We start from the raw sequence: 17,151 nt of genomic DNA, 5'->3' as shown, positions 1-17,151 counted from the left end.
TTGAGGAGTTATTTTGGCTAAAGCAGCAAAACGCGCCTTTGTCTGTAATGAGTGTGGCGCAGATTATCCTCGTTGGCAGGGGCAATGTAGTGCCTGCCATGCGTGGAATACCATTACCGAAGTCCGGTTAGCGGCGTCGCCTACCGTCGCGAGAAATGAGCGGCTGTCTGGTTATGCCGGTAGCACAGGCGGCAGCAAAGTTCAAAAGCTGTCTGAAATCAGCCTTGAAGCATTACCGCGTTTTTCGACCGGCTTCAAAGAGTTTGACCGTGTGCTAGGCGGCGGGGTTGTGCCCGGTAGTGCCATTCTAATTGGGGGTAGTCCTGGTGCCGGTAAATCGACACTACTACTTCAGACGCTTTGTAAGTTATCCGAGCAGATGAAAACCCTCTATGTGACAGGTGAAGAGTCATTACAACAAGTGGCGATGCGCGCGCACCGCCTAGGTTTACCGACGACCCATCTGAATATGCTATCAGAAACCAGCATCGAAGAGATTTGCCAAATTGCCGAAACCGAAACACCGCAGTTAATGGTCATCGACTCCATCCAAGTCATGCATATGGCGGATGTCCAATCTTCTCCAGGAAGTGTTGCCCAAGTTCGCGAAACGGCTGCCTATCTCACTCGGTTTGCGAAAACGCGCAATGTGGCGATTATCATGGTAGGTCACGTCACTAAAGACGGTTCCTTGGCAGGTCCTAAAGTGTTGGAACACTGTATCGACTGTTCTGTCTTATTGGATGGCGATACCGATTCACGTTTTCGGACCTTACGTAGTCATAAAAACCGTTTTGGAGCGGTAAATGAACTCGGTGTGTTTGCGATGACCGAGCAGGGAATGCGGGAAGTCAGTAACCCTTCGGCTATTTTCTTATCGAGAGGAGACGAAGTAACGCCCGGAAGTTCTGTTATGGTGGTATGGGAAGGCACTCGTCCTCTGCTGGTAGAAATTCAGGCCTTAGTCGATCATTCTTTAATGGGCAACCCTCGTCGTGTAGCAGTAGGCCTTGAACAGAATCGGCTCGCAATCTTATTAGCTGTGCTGCACCGTCACGGTGGTTTGCAAATGGCGGATCAAGACGTATTTGTAAACGTCGTAGGTGGGGTTAAGGTCACAGAGACCAGTGCCGATTTAGCACTGCTATTAGCGATGGTATCTAGTTTACGTGATCGTGCGTTACCACAAGATTTAGTGATCTTTGGGGAAGTGGGATTGGCAGGGGAAATACGGCCTGTACCCAGTGGCCAAGAGCGTATTTCTGAGGCCAGTAAACATGGCTTCACAAGGGCCATTGTGCCTGCGGCCAATGCACCGAAAACACCGCCAAGCGGTATGAAGGTTTATCCAGTCAAGAAATTAGCGGATGCGTTAGCGGTATTTGATGAATTAACCTAACGTTTAACTGAGTCAGGGTAGCAAGCTTCTAGGAACTGGCGTGATGCAAAATTATGATTATTTGAAACTCGCGATACAGCAACAAGGTGTCACGCTGCAGCAGGTTGCTGAAGCTTGTGAAATGACTAAGGGTTACTTGAGTCAATTATTGAATCAGAAAATAAAAAATCCCAGTGCCTCGAAATTGGAGGCAATACACCATTATTTGGCGCTAGATTTCCCCTATCGACAGAAAGTGGTAGGGGTGATTTTCGGTAAGTTTTACCCCTTACATACTGGCCATATCTACCTTATTCAGCGGGCATGTAGTCAAGTCGATGAGCTACACATCATTATGGGCCATGACGAGCCTCGTGACCGCCAGTTGTTCGAAGAAAGTGCGATGTCGGATCAACCGACGACAGCAGATCGACTCCGTTGGCTACTGCAAACCTTCAAGTATCAGAAAAATATCCGGATTCACTCTTTTAATGAGGAAGGGGTTGAGCCCTATCCTCATGGTTGGGATGTTTGGAGCCAAGAGATTAGTGCCTTTATGGCGGAGAAGCAGATTAACGCTCAGCGGGTTTATACCAGTGAGCAAGACGATGCGGTAATGTTCGAACGCTATCTTAATATTGAAACGGTTGTGGTGGATGCAAAGCGTTCGTTTATTAACATCAGTGGCCATCAGATCAGACAGGATCCTTTTCGTTTCTGGGATTATATTCCGACCGAAGTTAAGCCGTTCTTTGTTCGTAAAGTCGCCTTACTCGGAGGTGAGTCGAGCGGTAAGTCGACCTTGGTCAACAAACTCGCCAATATATTTAATACGACCAGTGCTTGGGAATATGGACGTGACTATGTTTTCTCTCAATTAGGTGGCGATGAGATGGCATTACAATATTCCGATTACGATAAAATCGCCTTAGGCCAAGCTCAGTACATTGATTTTGCAGTAAAATATGCAAATAAAGTTGCCTTTATCGATACTGATTTCGTGACAACCCAAGCCTTCTGTTTGAAATACGAAGGTAAAGCTCATCCCTTTGTTCAGGCATTGATTGCTGAGTATCGTTTTGACCTGGTGATTCTGCTAGAAAATAATGTCCCCTGGGTCGCTGATGGGCTGCGTAGCTTGGGGAGTTCAGTGGATCGAAAAGAGTTTCAATCATTATTGATAGACCTGTTACAGCAGAACGGGATCCCATTTGTACAGGTTAAAGAAGACGATTATGACAGTCGTTTTCTCCATTGTATTGAGCTTGTCGAGCAGGTGTTGCTTAAATCTTCCGTGCATATTTAAGGATGACAGGTTCAAGCCGATAGCATAGAAGTTAAGCTCGTTTACCCTAGGTTGAGATAGGATTTAACCCTTTGGGGCTAGAATAGGATTTCGATTTCAAGGAGGATATTGAATGAATTTACAACGAATTAATTTGCTTATACTCACGGCGGTCATACTCAGTGGATGCTCAGCTAAGATCACACCGCTGTCGGAAGATACTTACTTAGTTAAGTGCGAGCAGATGTTAGGCGAAATGGGGGACTGTGTGACGCTAGCAAAAAAACAGTGCCCAATGGGATATCAAGTGATCAATGCTCAAAACGAAACGTCATTGATGACCGGGTTGGATAAAAATAAAGTGGTTCCCTATGTCGGGGGAGCTAAGCGTTCAATGTTGATAAAATGCCAGCGTTGAAAAGTAAAGAGAGCCGGTTAGCGGCTCTCTTTAGATAAAATTATTTGCTCATCTTTTTGTATTTCATACGCTTCGGTTCAAGCGCTTCGTGGCCTAGCGTCCGTTTACGATAATCTTCATACTCACTGAAGTTACCTTCGAAGAAAGTCACATTACCCTCGTCTTGATAATCGAGAATATGGGTTGCGATTCTATCTAAGAACCAACGGTCGTGCGAGATCACCATGGCACAGCCAGGGAACTCTAATAGAGCATTCTCTAAGGCGCGTAACGTTTCAATATCCAAGTCATTGGTCGGTTCATCGAGCAGTAATAAGTTACCGCCAACTTGCAGCAATTTCGCTAAGTGTAAACGACCGCGTTCACCACCAGAGAGCTCGCCCACGCGTTTGCCTTGGTCGGTTCCTTTAAAGTTGAAACGTCCGACGTAAGCACGGCTTGGCATCTCGAAGTTACCGATACGCATAATATCCTGACCGCCAGAAACTTCTTCCCAGACGGTTTTACTGTTATCCATGGCGTCACGGAACTGATCGACTGAGGCCAGTTTTACGGTTTCACCTAAGGTGATTTCGCCTGAATCCGGTTGTTCTTGGCCAGATAGCATGCGGAATAGTGTTGATTTACCTGCACCGTTAGCACCGATAATGCCGACAATTGCCCCTTTCGGAATTGAGAAAGAGAGATTATCGATCAGGACGCGATCACCGTATGACTTGGTAAGATTATTTACTTCGACGACTTTATCACCTAAACGAGCTCCAGGTGGGATAAAGAGTTCGCTAGTTTCGTTACGTTTTTGATACTCGACGCTGTTCAACTCGTCAAAGCGGGCAAGACGTGCTTTACCTTTTGATTGACGGCCTTTAGTGCCTTGGCGTACCCATTCCAGCTCTTTTTCGATCGATTTACGGCGCGCGGCTTCAGCAGAAGCTTCTTGTGCCAAACGTTGATCTTTCTGCTCTAACCAAGAAGAGTAGTTACCTTCCCATGGAATACCTTCACCACGGTCAAGCTCTAAGATCCATCCTGCAACGTTATCGAGGAAATAACGGTCGTGGGTAATTGCTACCACAGTACCTTCGAAGTCGTGTAGGAAGCGTTCAAGCCAGGCGACGGATTCTGCATCAAGGTGGTTCGTTGGCTCATCGAGTAGCAACATATCTGGCTTTTCAAGCAACAGACGACATAACGCGACACGACGACGCTCACCCCCAGAAAGATTGGCTACTTTAGCGTCCCATTCTGGTAAGCGTAGTGCATCGGCGGCGCGTTCAAGTTGAGTATTGAGGTTATGGCCATCGTGCGCCTGAATAATCTCTTCCAAGCGTCCTTGCTCTGCCGCCAGTTTATCGAAATCGGCCTCAGGCTCAGCATAAAGCGCGTACACTTCGTCCAGACGCTTTAATGCACCAACAACCTCAGAGAGTGCCTCTTCAATGGATTCACGTACGGTGTGTTCAGGATTCAGTTGCGGTTCTTGCGGCAGATAACCAATTTTAATACCCGGCTGAGGTCTTGCTTCCCCTTCAATATCTTTATCGATACCGGCCATAATACGTAGTAGCGTGGACTTACCCGCGCCATTAAGACCGAGAACGCCAATTTTTGCCCCTGGGAAGAAGCTAAGAGAAATATTTTTTAAAATATGTCGTTTGGGAGGAACAACTTTGCCCACACGGTGCATACTGTATACGAATTGCGCCACGAGATAAGCCTCTTAGTGATCGTTAAACCTATTATTTGCTGAGAAGTGTATCTGGTTTCACGTCATATTCACAGTAACAGCTCAGAGGAAAGGTCTATAATCGGAGGGACTAACAGGAAAGTTAAACGAAGTATTGGAAACATGTTAGCGTAATGAACTCTTCACTATAGCGTCGATAAGGGGTAACACGTGGCAGATTGGAAGCATTGGGTAACAGCAGTATGTCTTACCACCGTGAGTTGCGCAGCGTTTGCTGACTCATTACAAGAGCAGCGCCAGCGCTATAGCCAAATACGCCAAGCGTGGGACGCTAAGCAAATGGATGTGGTGGCACAATTGATGCCCACGCTGCAAGATTATCCCCTTTATCCCTATCTCGAATACCGTCAACTTTCCCAAGATCTTAGCCAAGATACAGCTCTAGGTATCACTAATTTCGTCAATCAATACCCTACGTTACCCGCGGCTAAAAGTCTGAAAAATCAATTTGTCAGCGAATTAGCTCGTCGTGATGATTGGCAAGGTTTACTCAGCTTCAGTCCTCAAGAACCCCCCTCTGCGCAAGCCAAATGTAACTGGTACTATGCAAACTATGCTACAGGTCATCAGAACCTTGCTTGGCAAGGGGCGCGTTCTATCTGGATGACTGGCCGCTCATTACCTAGCGGTTGTGATCGTCTTTTCACCGCTTGGCAGAATAGCGGCAATTTTAGTGCCGATCAGATCCTCACTCGCCTGTTGCTAGCGTTTAAAGCGGGGAATGATCGTCTTACCAACCAGCTTATTGCGCAATTACCCTCCGACTACGATACGCTAAGTACTGCGTTAAGAGCATTACAGAGTTCTTCGCAAGGAGTATTGACCTTTGCTCAGAGTGTCTCGCCGACTGATTTTAGTCGTAAAATTACCGTTCTTGCTTTCAACCGTGTGGCCCGCGATAACGCTGAGCAAGCTCAGTCAATGATTTCGCAGCTAGCCTCAGCACAAAAGATGGATGAGACCGACACACAAGCGTTGAAAGAAGCTGTCGCATGGCAATTGATGTCGACCGATACGACGTCACAACAGCAAAGTTGGCGTGATGAAGTGGTAATGGATAGTGAATCGGAGACCTTACTGGAAAGACGCATCCGTTTAGCTCTAAGTCAGAATGATCGCCGTGGTTTAAACACTTGGATTGCTCGCTTACCGGTGGAGGCAAAACAGAAAGATGAATGGCAATATTGGCAGGCAGATTTACTTCTCGAAAGAGGTCGGAAATCCGAGGCCGATGAGATACTGCATCAGCTAATGCGCCAACGCGGCTTTTATGCCATGGTCGCTGCACAGCGTTTAGGGGAAGATTATTCATTGCAAGTGGATAAAGCACCTGAAGCCGATAGTTCAGTGACAGAGGGACCTGAAATAGCGAGGATCCGTGAGTTGATGTATTGGAATCTGGATAACCTAGCGCGCAGCGAGTGGGCAAGCTTAATTCGTAGTAAAAGCGTGAGCCAACAGCAGATGCTGGCAAGCTACGCCAATTCTCAGGATTGGTGGGATCTCAGCGTTCAAGCGACTATCACAGCGAAAATGTGGAACAGCCTAAAAGAGCGCTTCCCCATTGCTTGGCAGACTTATTTCAAACGGTATGCTTCAGGTAAAGCGATTCCGACCACCTTTGCTATGGCGATTTCTCGACAAGAGAGTGCGTGGAATCCTAAAATTCAATCACCGGTAGGGGCCACAGGTTTAATGCAAATTATGCCAGGTACTGCGACCCATACGGTGAAGATGTACGAAATTTCCGACTATAGTAATAGTAGTCAGCTGCTTGATCCTGAAATGAATATCCAAATTGGTATGCAGTATCTAGACTATGTCTACCGTCAATTTGATAATAACCGAATCTTAGCCGCAGGTGCCTATAATGCGGGACCAGGCAGGATTAATCGCTGGTTATCAGCGAGCCAAGGACAACTGGACCCAGTCGCCTTTATTGAAACGATCCCTTTCTCAGAAACCAGAAATTACGTTAAAAACGTCCTGTCATACGATGCTTATTATCGTTATTTGATGGGATCACCTGATAAAATCTTCGCAGACAGTGAGTGGAATCGACGTTACTGAGTGTGTTATGCTTCCGTACTCGTTAATGAGTACGGAAGCCATGCTGATGACTATTCACCAAGACACCCCACTTGCAGAGCTAGACTGGACTCGCTTTATCGAATTACTGGCAAAAGCCTTCTCTTCAGGGCAGGGGGAAGAGCTTCTTAATCTGATGCTTACGTCAGATGAGCGGCAAGCTTATGCAACACGTCTTTGTATTATTGAAGAGTTGCTTCGAAGCCAGTTAAGCCAACGGCAGCTTAAAGAGCAGTTAGGCGTTGGGATTGCCACCATTACCCGTGGGTCAAACGGATTAAAATCAGCCTCTCCTGAACTCCGCCACTGGCTTACTGAACAGCTTCTTCATAAAAAGGATGGATGAGAGGACTCAGCGCCAGAATAATCGCTTGTTGGTAAACTGAAGAGCGGGTTAGCCGGCCTGACGTAATAGCGCCAATCGCGCCTCCTTTATGCTTGATATTATCAATGCCGGTTAACGTCGACATCAGCGGCCCGAGCTCTGCACCTTCCTGCAACGCCTTCACCAGGGAGTCGGGTAGCATAAAACTTGCAGAGCGAGACTCACTACGTTTCGACTTACTTTCAGCAATGATCCAAGCAAATGCCTGCTTTTTTTCGATACCAGCTTCAATGGCTATCCAAAATGTCGCGTTAGGATGTGCTTGCTTTGCAGCGGATAAACGATTGTCAGCGCCTTGCCATGTTTCTCTATCGGTAAGGGGTTGTGCGGAAACACCGCTTTCAACATCAACGCCTTCAACTTCAATGTGTTTATCATGAAAGACGGCTTTACAGGCTTCAGTGACGGCTAAAATTTTAGCTGGGTTGCGGGTTGCTACAACAACATGATACATAATGGTAGCTCAAAGGTAAGAGAATTGTTTTCGATCATATAATGGAAAGGGTTATGCAACAAGTTTTGCTAGTTCGTCACGGAGAAACGCTGTGGAATACCGAGCAACGTATTCAAGGACAGAGTGATAGCGCGCTCACTGAGCAGGGGATACAACAAGCGAGGCAAACGGGATTACGGCTTCAACATGCAGGCATAACCCATATTATCGCAAGCGATTTGGGCCGTACACAGCATACTGCTTCCATCATTGCGGAGTATTGCGGCTGCCCAGTTTTGACAGATTCACGACTACGCGAAATTAATATGGGGACGCTAGAGGGGAGAGTACTCACTAGTTTAAATCAGGATGAAGAACAGTGGCGAAAATCCTTGCTCAATGGCGATCCGAACGGGCGAATCCCGCAAGGGGAAAGTATGGAAGAGCTCGCCGAACGTATGCGTGGTGCGCTTGACGCGACGCGTTCGCTGCCGACAGGTAGTAAGCCGCTCTTAATTAGTCATGGTATTGCTCTGGGGTGTTTGCTTGGAACATTACTGGGCTTACCCGCTTGGGCTGAAAGACGTCTACGACTGCGCAACTGCTCGGTTTCTCGGGTCGACTACCAATCGAGTTCTTGGCTTGCAGAGGGATGGATTGTTGAGAGTACCGGAGATATTGCCCATCTTAGTGACCCAGCTTTAGATGAACTGAAAGCGTAGAGCTCCTCCCGGTTCGTTCTCGCCGGGAGAAAACTACTAGGCGGTTTTTCTTATAGGGATAAGATAATCACAACGCACATTCGGTGAGGTTAAGCCATTCTCTGTGTAAAAACGTTCAATATCTTGGCCAGAACGTCGTGTCAAATTCAAGGTTGGCATACAAGTACTGTAAAGTACTAGGATAAAGTCCTGTAGTCCTTCCTTTAATCCCTCATAGCTAAACTGTACGTAATCCCCACCTTCGAAAGTTATTTCCTCAACGGAATCCAACGATTTTGCGAAATGGCTATCAACGATTGCAGTAGTGTAAAGAATCTCTTGCTCGTCTTCTTTATCTGAACTATTACGAACTTGATGAAGACCGTAAACCTTTTCAGGAATAGCCTCTTTCGTGTTGCGTAAAAATTGTTGCCAGAAATGCTTACGCATCTCCGCACGGAAATTTGAAATTTGTTCGAGTGTACAAGAATAACTCTGGGTATGACCGTACAGTGTAGTTTCTGGCACAGTAACCATTGTCGGTTGAGGCATAGAGAAAGCTCCCATACGAATAGGTGGGCGCAATCCGAAAGAAGACCAATCTAATGCTCTACGATAGCTTGCTGGTGTTTGGTTAAACTGTTTCTTAAAGGCTCGCGTAAAGGTCTGTTGCGAGTCGAAGCGATATTGCAATGCAATATCCAAAATAGGTCTAGCTGTTAGCCTTAATGCCACTGCCGCTTTAGAAAGACGTCGTGAACGAATATAAGCGCCAATTGCGTGGCCTGTAATGTTTTTGAACATCCGCTGTAAATGCCACTTAGAGTAGCCAGCTTTGTGGGCAACATTATCAAGGGATAACGGCTGGTCCAAATGACTTTCTAACCACACCAATAAATCTCTGATAATTCCAGCTTGGTCCATAATTAAATTCCTCATCCATTGGTTGGTTAAGCCTTTTTAGCGAACTATTATACTCTAGATTTTAATTTTCTGAATCTATTGCCACTGATTATTAGGGCTATTACTATCAATATTTACATATTAAATTTTAAACTTATAAATAATTACCTTGCGGTATTATCACTATAGGTTACTTAATTTTCCGTGTCTTGAGGTGTCGTTTCTTTATGAAAATTTATTGTTTGACCCCATTCTTCAAACGTATTTTTGCATTGGCAATCTTATTAACCGTTGTATTACCGCGGTTTGCGCAGAGTGAAGAAATTGGTTCAGTCGACACAAAGTTTAAAATACTTGGTGCTAACCATAAGATAGTGATTGAAGCTTTTGATGATCCTGAGATTAATAATGTGACCTGTTATTTAAGCCGAGCTAAAACTGGCGGGATTAAGGGAAGTTTGGGATTAGCAGAAGATACTGCGGATGCTGCGATTTCCTGTCATCAAGTCGGGCCGATTGACGTTCCAGAAAATATCAAAGCTGGTAAAACTGAGGGTGAGACGGTATTTAAACAAAGAACCTCATTAATTTTTAAGAAATTACAGGTTAATCGTTTTTACGATCAGAAAAGAAATGCGTTAGTCTATCTTGCTTATTCAGATAAGGTGGTAGAAGGCTCACCTAAAAATGCACTAAGTGCTGTACCCATTATGCCTTGGCACTAGCAGAAAAAAGCCCAGAAATTCTGGGCTTTTTTAGTACAGAGTATCAGTCTTCAATATCGCCGCAGAAACGGTAACCTTCACCATGAATGGTCGCGATAATTTCTGGCGTTCCCGGTGTCGATTCAAAATGCTTACGAATCCGGCGGATGGTGACGTCTACAGTACGGTCGTGAGGTTTAAGATCTCGGCCAGTCATTTTCTTAAGTAATTCCGCACGTGGCTGAATTTTCCCCGGATTTTCACAGAAATGAAGCATGGCTCTAAATTCACTACGAGGTAACTTATATTGTTCACCTTGAGGGCTGACCAGCGAACGGCTATTGATATCTAGCACCCAACCGTTGAAGCGATAGTTTTCAACGTGCTTTTGTTCTTCTTGGCTCGGCGCAAGATTCATAGTACGAGATAACAAGTTACGTGCACGGATAGTCAGTTCACGAGGGTTAAAGGGTTTAGTGATGTAATCATCTGCACCGATCTCTAGCCCAAGAATTTTATCGACTTCGTTATCGCGTCCGGTCAGAAACATTAGTGCAACGCTTTGTTGTTCGCGAAGTTCACGAGCGAGAAGTAGACCATTTTTACCTGGTAGATTGATATCCATAATCACCAAGTTAACAGTGTGCTCAGTCAATGCGTGATGCATCTCTGCGCCATCGGTCGCCTCGTAAACGGTATAACCCTCTGCCTCAAAGATACTCTTAAGAGTATTGCGGGTTACTAACTCATCTTCGACGATAAGAATTTGTGGGATCTGCATGTTTTGCTACCTAAAATTTGCCAACGAAATTGATACAAGGCCACAGCGCTGATGTTGTGTAGAGTAAGTTAAATCAATTAATGCTGGGCGATGACGTACTGGGTTCGATATTTTGATTTTTAGCACGAACGATTACATTAATCAGCCAATAACTTCGATTGTCGAGTTTTATGCTTAGTCAGCCAATAGGGTATTACCCTATCCTAACGCCTTTAACACTCAGCTAACAGCGTGAATAACATTCAGGAAGCAATTAAATGTGCTTCGTTGACTTATATCAAACCTAAGTGTAGCACGTTAACAGTTGTATGAAAAATGGCTATTTTGTTTTCCTTTACCAGTAGAATCAGTAACTTCTGACAGTTCTTTTTAAAAAAAACCTGACATATCTTGATGTTGCTCTCATGGTACCGATTCCTGATAGGTTGCGTTCGTTACCTATCTTTGTGAAAAAAAATTAACATTTATCTGTTGTTTAATTGGAATAGCTTGTGGCTAGCCAAGGGAAATTAGGCAGTCTATGATAGCGGCTCGCTCAGAACCTAAGGTGTATGCATGTTTTTTCCGATTATTTTAGTGGCTCCTGCGCGTGCAGAAAATGTAGGCGCTGCAGCTCGCGCCATGAAAACGATGGGTTTCACACAATTAAGAATAGTGAATAGCCAGGTTCACCGTGAGCCAGCCGCTCACTGGACGGCGCATGGGGCCAGCGAGATCTTAGATAACGCCGAAACGTTTACAACGTTACAAGATGCCTTAGCCGACATTGATTTTTCAGTCGCCACCACCGCCCGTAGTCGGGCTAAATTCCGCTACTACGCGACACCGACCGAAGTATTGGAGCAATTACGTGAGAAGCGTGAATGGATGAGTCGTTTTGCATTAGTGTTTGGCTGTGAAGAGAGCGGGCTGAGCAACGCTGATCTTGAATGTGTTGATTTACTCACAGGCATCCCGATGGCAGTCGATTATCCTTCTCTCAATCTTGGGCAAGCGGTAATGGTCTTTTGTTATCAACTTTCCGCGTTAAATCTGGAGCCTCGGGCTACCGCACAGCAAGAATCACCACAGCAGCTACAGGTATTGCGTCAGAGAATTTCGCAATTATTGGAGAATATAGAGGTAAATGGTGATCAAAAACTGGTTAGCTGGATTGAGCAACGTTTAGGTTTTGCGCAAGGTCGAGATACTGCAATGTTACACCGTTTAGTCCAAGATATTGAAAAAAAATTGGCAAGATAAAATCCTGCATATAGGCGATATTACAGGGACTGATCTCGTCATCATCCCCTGTTACCCTGCATCACGTAAACCGTTTGTCATTTTGAAGAATCTCTGCTTAAACCCACTGCGTCTCTTCAGGAATAAATTCGTTGACTTGGCGCGCTGTTTGCTTTACTTCTGTTAGGGACAGATTTTAAGACAGACAGAAAATAGAGAAAAAATGCGTACAACCAGCCTGAATATCACCATTATTACAATTACCACCATTACAACAGGTAATGGTGCGGGCTGACGCATAACAGGAAAGATAGAAAAGCCCGCACCCTATTCAGGTGCGGGCTTTTTTTTTGAACTATATTCAGGAGCTAGAGCCCCATGCGTGTACTGAAATTTGGTGGAACCTCAGTTGCCAATGCTGAACGTTTTCTTCGTGTTGCTGAGATTATCGAAAGTAATGGCCAACAGGAACAGGTTGCTACCGTCCTATCTGCCCCGGCAAAAATTACTAACCATTTAGTCGCCCTCATCGAAAAAACGATCGTTGGTCAAGAAACCCTTGAAAACCTAGCGGATGCACGCCGTATTTTTGATGACTTATTAAACGGGCTAGTAGCGGCTGAACCCTCTTTCGATTTAGCGGCTATGCAGTTTGTGGTGCAACAAGAATTCGCTCAACTTGAACAAGTTTTACTAGGGATTAGTCTTTTACAACAGTGTCCGGATAGTATTAATGCTGGCATTATTTGTCGTGGAGAGAAACTCTCGATTGCAATCATGCAAGCTTTATTGGTTGCTCGCGGTCATGAGGTTAGCGTTATCAATCCGGTTGAAAATCTGCTTGCACAAGGACATTATTTAGAATCTACCGTTGATATTGCTGAATCGACTCGCCGTATTGCGGCGCGTGAAATCCCTCAGGCTCATTATATTCTTATGGCTGGATTTACCGCAGGCAACGAAGCAGGTGAACTTGTCGTGCTTGGACGTAATGGTTCTGACTACTCTGCCGCTGTACTGGCAGCTTGTCTGCGCGCGGATTGTTGTGAAATTTGGACGGATGTGGATGGTGTTTATACTTGTGACCCTCGCCAAGTTCCCGACGCCCGTTTATTAAAGTCGATGTCTTATCAAGAAGCGATGGAACTCAGCTATTTCGGCGCGAAGGTCCTTCACCCACGCACCATTTCACCCATTGCCCAATTCCAAATTCCTTGCATCATCAAGAATACCGCCAATCCGCAAGCACCAGGAACCCGTATTTCGGCTCAAGGTGGAGAAGATAAAACTCCGGTTAAAGGTATTACTAACCTTAATAACATGGCGATGTTCAGTGTATCTGGACCCGGTATGAAAGGTATGGTGGGCATGGCAGCACGTGTTTTTGCCGTGATGTCGCGTAAATTTATCTCCGTAGTACTGATTACGCAATCTTCCTCTGAATACAGTATTAGTTTTTGCGTGCCACAAGCTGAAATGTTGCATGCACGTCGTGCGTTGGAAGAAGAGTTTGTGCTCGAGCTCAAAGAAGGGCTACTTGATCCTATCGATGTCACAGAGAAATTAGCCATCATCTCTGTCGTGGGGGATGGTATGCGTACCTTGAGGGGAAGCTCTGCGAAATTCTTTTCAGCGCTCGCACGGGCCAACATTAATATCGTTGCCATTGCGCAAGGATCTTCCGAGCGTTCAATTTCTGCCGTGGTCAGTAATGACAGTGCTATTACCGGTGTACGGGCTGTTCATCAAATGCTGTTTGCGACAGACCAAGTACTCGAAGTGTTTGTGATTGGCGTCGGTGGCGTGGGAACGGCATTATTGGAGCAATTAGAGCGCCAACAGAGCTGGTTAAAGAAAAAGCATATCGATCTTAGAGTTTGTGGTATTGCTAACTCCAGTAAGATGCTAACCAAAGTGAATGGTATTGATTTAACGACTTGGCAGGCGGATCTTCCCGAAGCAGAACAGCAGTTCTCTTTAGAGTATCTCACTGAATTAGCGAAGGAGTATTATTTGCTCAATCCAGTCATTATTGACTGTACGTCGAGCCAAGCGATGGCTGACCTCTATGCGGATTTCTTAAAACAAGGTTTTCATGTCGTCACCCCAAATAAGAAAGCCAATACCTCCGGCTGGGGCTACTATCAAGAATTACGTGCCGCTGCAGAAAAATCGCGCCGTAAATTCCTTTACGACACTAACGTTGGTGCGGGTTTACCGGTAATCGAAAATTTACAGAATCTTTTGAATGCGGGTGATGAACTTGTAGAGTTCAACGGAATTCTGTCTGGTTCGCTCTCCTTTATTTTTGGAAAGCTTGATGAAGGGATGAGTCTTTCCGCTGCGACAGGGCTAGCCCGTGAGTTGGGCTACACCGAGCCGGATCCACGCGATGATCTTTCAGGCATGGATGTGGCACGTAAGCTACTAATCCTCGCTCGTGAAGCGGGACTATCGCTAGAGTTATCCGATATTGAGATTGCCCCCGTGTTACCACAGCGTTTTCTCGAACTGCCTGATGCTGATAGTTTTATGCAGCAGTTACCTGAACTTGATGAGCATTTCACGGCGCTCTATACCCAAGCGCAGGCTAACGGAAAAGTGTTACGTTTTATCGGTTCAATTGATGAGTCAGGTAAGTGTCGTGTCGCGTTAAGTGAAGTCGATGCCAACGATCCGTTATATAAAGTAAAAAATGGTGAAAATGCCTTAGCGTTTTACACTCGCTATTATCAGCCAATCCCCTTAGTCCTTCGTGGCTATGGTGCGGGTAACGATGTCACGGCTGCTGGGGTCTTTGCTGATCTATTGAGAACACTATCATGGAAGTTGGGAGTATGAGCATGGTAAAAATCTATGCACCGGCCTCAATTGGCAACGTAAGTGTAGGCTTTGATGTACTCGGGGCGGCAGTATCGCCGATCGATGGTTCGCTGCTCGGCGATTGTGTGACGGTTGAGTCGGCAGAAACCTATTCTTTGACGACCTTAGGGCGCTTTGTCAACAAGCTTCCCAGCGAGCCTGAGCAAAATATCGTTTACCAGTGTTGGAAGCTATTTTGCGAAACCATTGGTAAGACGATCCCGGTAGCGATGACCTTAGAGAAAAATATGCCAGTCGGCTCTGGTCTAGGCTCAAGTGCTTGTTCGGTGGTTGCGGCGCTGGTTGCCATGAACGAATTCGCAGGAAACCCACTCTCTGAGCACCAATTATTATTTTTAATGGGTGAATTGGAAGGACGTATCTCCGGTAGCGTACATTATGACAATGTTGCCCCATGCTATTTAGGCGGGTTACAACTGATGTTAGAAGAGCAGGGGATTATCTCGCAGCCTGTACCAGCCTTCGACGAGTGGTATTGGGTCATGGCTTATCCGGGAATTAAGGTATCAACCGCAGAGGCTCGCGCCATTCTTCCTACTCAGTATGCAAAAGCTGACATTGTTCGCCATGGCCGCCTACTGGGTGGTTTCATTCATGCTTGCCATTCTCGACAAGCAAAGCTTGCTATTGCCATGATGCAAGATATCGTTGCAGAACCTTATAGAACGCAATTGCTTCCTGGGTTCGCCCAAGCACGCGAACGTTCATTAGCGGCTGGGGCATTGGCTTGTGGTATTTCAGGCTCTGGGCCAACACTCTTTGCTATCTGTGATACCTTAACGGCAGCAGAGCAAGTCAAAGCACAACTCGTTAACCATTATCTGCAAAATGATGAAGGTTTTGTCCATATTTGCCGACTGGATACTGCCGGCGCACGTAAACTGGGATAAATGATGAAACTCTACAATCTAAAAGATCACAATGAGCAGGTTAGTTTCACTCAGGCAGTTAAGCAGGGATTAGGATCTCAACAGGGGCTATTTTTTCCTCACGAACTACCGGAAATTGAATCCACCGTTATCGAAGAGTGGTTGTCACTCGACTTCGTGACGCGCAGCAGTAAAATTTTATCGGCACTTATTGGCGACGAAATTTCTGAAGAAGAACTCTTGCAGCGTGTCGGTGCAGCGTTTGCTTTTCCTGCGCCCGTACAAGCCGTTTCTGAAAATGTTGCCAGTTTAGAACTATTCCATGGTCCTACCTTAGCGTTTAAAGACTTTGGTGGCCGTTTTATGGCACAGGTTTTGGCGTTATCGAAAAAGCCAGAAGAGAAAATCACAATTCTTACGGCGACTTCAGGTGACACCGGTGCGGCAGTAGCTCATGCTTTCTACGGTATGGAAAATATCAATGTCGTGATCCTCTACCCAGAAGGTAAGATCAGTCCTCTGCAAGAGAAACTTTTCTGTACGCTTGGTGGCAATATTACCACCTTGGCGATAGCAGACGATTTCGATGCCTGTCAAAGCTTAGTGAAACAAGCATTCGATGATGTAGAGCTGAAAAATGCGATTGGTCTTAATTCAGCCAACTCAATTAACATCAGCCGCCTACTTGCGCAAGTCTGTTATTACTTCGAAGCTGTTGCTCAACTACCTCAAGAGAAACGTAATCAACTCGTCATCTCCGTGCCAAGTGGCAACTTCGGTGACTTGACGGCGGGACTCATCGCTAAAGCGATGGGCTTACCTATTAAACGTTTCATCGCGGCGACTAATGCCAATGATACCGTACCACGCTTCCTAGCATCGGGGCAGTGGACACCTAATAAAACGGTGGCTACCTTGTCTAACGCGATGGATGTTAGCCAGCCGAATAACTGGCCGCGGGTTGAAGAACTGTTTCGCCGTAAAAACTGGCAGCTCAACTCTCTTGGCTATGGTGCACTGAATGATGAGCAAACGCGTGCAGCGGTACGTTCACTCGCTAGCCAAGGTTATGTTTCTGAACCCCATGCAGCCATTGCTTGGCAAGTGCTGACTGAACAGCTTCAAGAAGGGGAGTACGGCTTATTCCTCGGCACGGCGCATCCTGCGAAATTTAAGGAGAGTGTCGAAGAAATTTTAGGTGAAACTCTACCTCTGCCACAGCCTCTCGCAGAGCGAGCAGATTTGCCTTTATTATCCAAGACTATTGGTGCTGATTTCCCTGAACTACGTCGCATCTTATTAGAAAGCGTCAGCAAAGTATAATCGGCTAAGGCGGACGACAGTCCGCCTTTTTA

General features: G+C 45.9%; 15 protein-coding genes and 1 other annotated feature. Of the genes, 11 read left to right on the top strand and 4 right to left on the bottom strand.

Going from position 1 to position 17,151, the window contains the following annotated elements; all coding sequences use genetic code 11:
• Nucleotides 1-13: 13 nt before the first annotated feature.
• The 3 genes from radA (at nucleotide 14) to QJR74_RS12160 (ending at nucleotide 3,081) form a co-directional block, all read left to right on the top strand.
• Nucleotides 14-1,399: a DNA repair protein RadA gene (gene radA, locus QJR74_RS12170; RefSeq protein WP_304372096.1), complete on the top strand. Its 1,386-nt coding sequence runs from the start codon at nucleotides 14-16 to the stop codon at nucleotides 1,397-1,399.
• Between the two features lie 43 nt (nucleotides 1,400-1,442).
• Nucleotides 1,443-2,684 carry a multifunctional transcriptional regulator/nicotinamide-nucleotide adenylyltransferase/ribosylnicotinamide kinase NadR gene (nadR, locus tag QJR74_RS12165; RefSeq protein ID WP_304372095.1) on the top strand — a complete coding sequence of 414 codons (1,242 nt, stop codon included), beginning with the start codon at nucleotides 1,443-1,445 and terminating at the stop codon, nucleotides 2,682-2,684.
• 112 nt (nucleotides 2,685-2,796) lie between these two features.
• Nucleotides 2,797-3,081 carry a hypothetical protein gene (locus QJR74_RS12160; protein ID WP_250332409.1) on the top strand — a complete coding sequence of 95 codons (285 nt, stop codon included), beginning with the start codon at nucleotides 2,797-2,799 and terminating at the stop codon, nucleotides 3,079-3,081.
• Nucleotides 3,082-3,121: 40 nt separating this feature from the next.
• On the opposite strand, the gene ettA is transcribed toward QJR74_RS12160, so the two are convergent.
• The gene (ettA, locus tag QJR74_RS12155; protein WP_099823582.1) at nucleotides 3,122-4,789 is read right to left on the bottom strand and encodes an energy-dependent translational throttle protein EttA; all 1,668 of its coding nucleotides are present in this window, start codon (nucleotides 4,787-4,789) and stop codon (nucleotides 3,122-3,124) included.
• 189 nt (nucleotides 4,790-4,978) lie between these two features.
• On the opposite strand from ettA, the gene sltY reads away from it, so the two are divergent.
• Together sltY and trpR are read left to right on the top strand one after the other, a co-directional pair.
• The gene (gene sltY, locus QJR74_RS12150; RefSeq protein ID WP_304372094.1) at nucleotides 4,979-6,898 is read left to right on the top strand and encodes a murein transglycosylase; all 1,920 of its coding nucleotides are present in this window, start codon (nucleotides 4,979-4,981) and stop codon (nucleotides 6,896-6,898) included.
• Nucleotides 6,899-6,944: 46 nt separating this feature from the next.
• Nucleotides 6,945-7,262 carry a trp operon repressor gene (gene trpR / locus QJR74_RS12145; RefSeq protein WP_304372093.1) on the top strand — a complete coding sequence of 106 codons (318 nt, stop codon included), beginning with the start codon at nucleotides 6,945-6,947 and terminating at the stop codon, nucleotides 7,260-7,262.
• Here the strand turns inward: trpR and yjjX are convergent.
• Nucleotides 7,228-7,755, bottom strand: a complete 528-nt coding sequence (yjjX, locus tag QJR74_RS12140) for an inosine/xanthosine triphosphatase (protein ID WP_304372092.1) — start codon at nucleotides 7,753-7,755, stop codon at nucleotides 7,228-7,230. The two genes, trpR and yjjX, sit on opposite strands and share 35 nt — an antisense overlap.
• A gap of 53 nt (nucleotides 7,756-7,808) precedes the next feature.
• On the opposite strand from yjjX, the gene gpmB reads away from it, so the two are divergent.
• Nucleotides 7,809-8,456 carry a 2,3-diphosphoglycerate-dependent phosphoglycerate mutase GpmB gene (gpmB, locus tag QJR74_RS12135; RefSeq protein ID WP_304372091.1) on the top strand — a complete coding sequence of 216 codons (648 nt, stop codon included), beginning with the start codon at nucleotides 7,809-7,811 and terminating at the stop codon, nucleotides 8,454-8,456.
• 36 nt (nucleotides 8,457-8,492) lie between these two features.
• Here gpmB and robA read toward each other — a convergent pair whose 3' ends face one another.
• Nucleotides 8,493-9,359, bottom strand: a complete 867-nt coding sequence (robA, locus tag QJR74_RS12130; protein ID WP_304372090.1) for an MDR efflux pump AcrAB transcriptional activator RobA — start codon at nucleotides 9,357-9,359, stop codon at nucleotides 8,493-8,495.
• 206 nt (nucleotides 9,360-9,565) lie between these two features.
• On the opposite strand from robA, the gene creA reads away from it, so the two are divergent.
• Nucleotides 9,566-10,063, top strand: coding sequence for a protein CreA (gene creA / locus QJR74_RS12125; protein ID WP_304372089.1), 498 nt, complete (start codon nucleotides 9,566-9,568; stop codon nucleotides 10,061-10,063).
• Nucleotides 10,064-10,106: 43 nt separating this feature from the next.
• Here the strand turns inward: creA and arcA are convergent, their stop codons facing one another.
• The gene (arcA, locus tag QJR74_RS12120) at nucleotides 10,107-10,823 is read right to left on the bottom strand and encodes a two-component system response regulator ArcA (protein WP_304372088.1); all 717 of its coding nucleotides are present in this window, start codon (nucleotides 10,821-10,823) and stop codon (nucleotides 10,107-10,109) included.
• Between the two features lie 555 nt (nucleotides 10,824-11,378).
• Between arcA and QJR74_RS12115 the strand changes: the two genes are divergently transcribed.
• The 4 genes from QJR74_RS12115 to thrC all read left to right on the top strand — a co-directional run bounded on the left by QJR74_RS12115 (nucleotide 11,379) and on the right by thrC (nucleotide 17,119).
• The gene (locus QJR74_RS12115) at nucleotides 11,379-12,065 is read left to right on the top strand and encodes a tRNA/rRNA methyltransferase (RefSeq protein ID WP_304372087.1); all 687 of its coding nucleotides are present in this window, start codon (nucleotides 11,379-11,381) and stop codon (nucleotides 12,063-12,065) included.
• A gap of 209 nt (nucleotides 12,066-12,274) precedes the next feature.
• Nucleotides 12,275-12,396, top strand: a sequence feature (Thr leader region).
• A gap of 26 nt (nucleotides 12,397-12,422) precedes the next feature.
• A complete protein-coding gene (gene thrA, locus QJR74_RS12110; RefSeq protein ID WP_304372086.1) occupies nucleotides 12,423-14,885 on the top strand; it encodes a bifunctional aspartate kinase/homoserine dehydrogenase I in 2,463 nt (820 codons plus the stop codon).
• 2 nt (nucleotides 14,886-14,887) lie between these two features.
• Entirely contained in the window at nucleotides 14,888-15,817 is a 930-nt protein-coding gene (thrB, locus tag QJR74_RS12105) for a homoserine kinase (protein WP_304374040.1), read from the top strand.
• 3 nt (nucleotides 15,818-15,820) lie between these two features.
• Nucleotides 15,821-17,119, top strand: coding sequence for a threonine synthase (gene thrC, locus QJR74_RS12100; RefSeq protein ID WP_304374039.1), 1,299 nt, complete (start codon nucleotides 15,821-15,823; stop codon nucleotides 17,117-17,119).
• The last annotated feature ends 32 nt before the right edge of the window (nucleotides 17,120-17,151 follow it).

The sequence above is a fragment of the Tatumella ptyseos genome (assembly GCF_030552895.1).
GTDB lineage: Bacteria > Pseudomonadota > Gammaproteobacteria > Enterobacterales > Enterobacteriaceae > Rosenbergiella > Rosenbergiella ptyseos_A.
Note: the sequence above shows the minus strand (reverse complement) of the source record. Positions and strands in the feature narration are given on the sequence as shown.

Bases quoted from the DNA above. Each gene is read 5' to 3' on its own strand.
- robA (WP_304372090.1), bottom strand. From the start codon at position 9,359: ATGGACCAAGCTGGAATTATCAGAGATTTATTGGTGTGGTTAGAAAGT.
- arcA (WP_304372088.1), bottom strand. From the start codon at position 10,823: ATGCAGATCCCACAAATTCTTATCGTCGAAGATGAGTTAGTAACCCGC.
- gpmB (WP_304372091.1), top strand. From the start codon at position 7,809: ATGCAACAAGTTTTGCTAGTTCGTCACGGAGAAACGCTGTGGAATACC.
- creA (WP_304372089.1), top strand. From the start codon at position 9,566: ATGAAAATTTATTGTTTGACCCCATTCTTCAAACGTATTTTTGCATTG.
- thrB (WP_304374040.1), top strand. From the start codon at position 14,888: ATGGTAAAAATCTATGCACCGGCCTCAATTGGCAACGTAAGTGTAGGC.
- thrC (WP_304374039.1), top strand. From the start codon at position 15,821: ATGAAACTCTACAATCTAAAAGATCACAATGAGCAGGTTAGTTTCACT.
- QJR74_RS12160 (WP_250332409.1), top strand. From the start codon at position 2,797: ATGAATTTACAACGAATTAATTTGCTTATACTCACGGCGGTCATACTC.
- trpR (WP_304372093.1), top strand. From the start codon at position 6,945: ATGACTATTCACCAAGACACCCCACTTGCAGAGCTAGACTGGACTCGC.
- thrA (WP_304372086.1), top strand. From the start codon at position 12,423: ATGCGTGTACTGAAATTTGGTGGAACCTCAGTTGCCAATGCTGAACGT.
- yjjX (WP_304372092.1), bottom strand. From the start codon at position 7,755: ATGTATCATGTTGTTGTAGCAACCCGCAACCCAGCTAAAATTTTAGCC.
- QJR74_RS12115 (WP_304372087.1), top strand. From the start codon at position 11,379: ATGTTTTTTCCGATTATTTTAGTGGCTCCTGCGCGTGCAGAAAATGTA.
- nadR (WP_304372095.1), top strand. From the start codon at position 1,443: ATGCAAAATTATGATTATTTGAAACTCGCGATACAGCAACAAGGTGTC.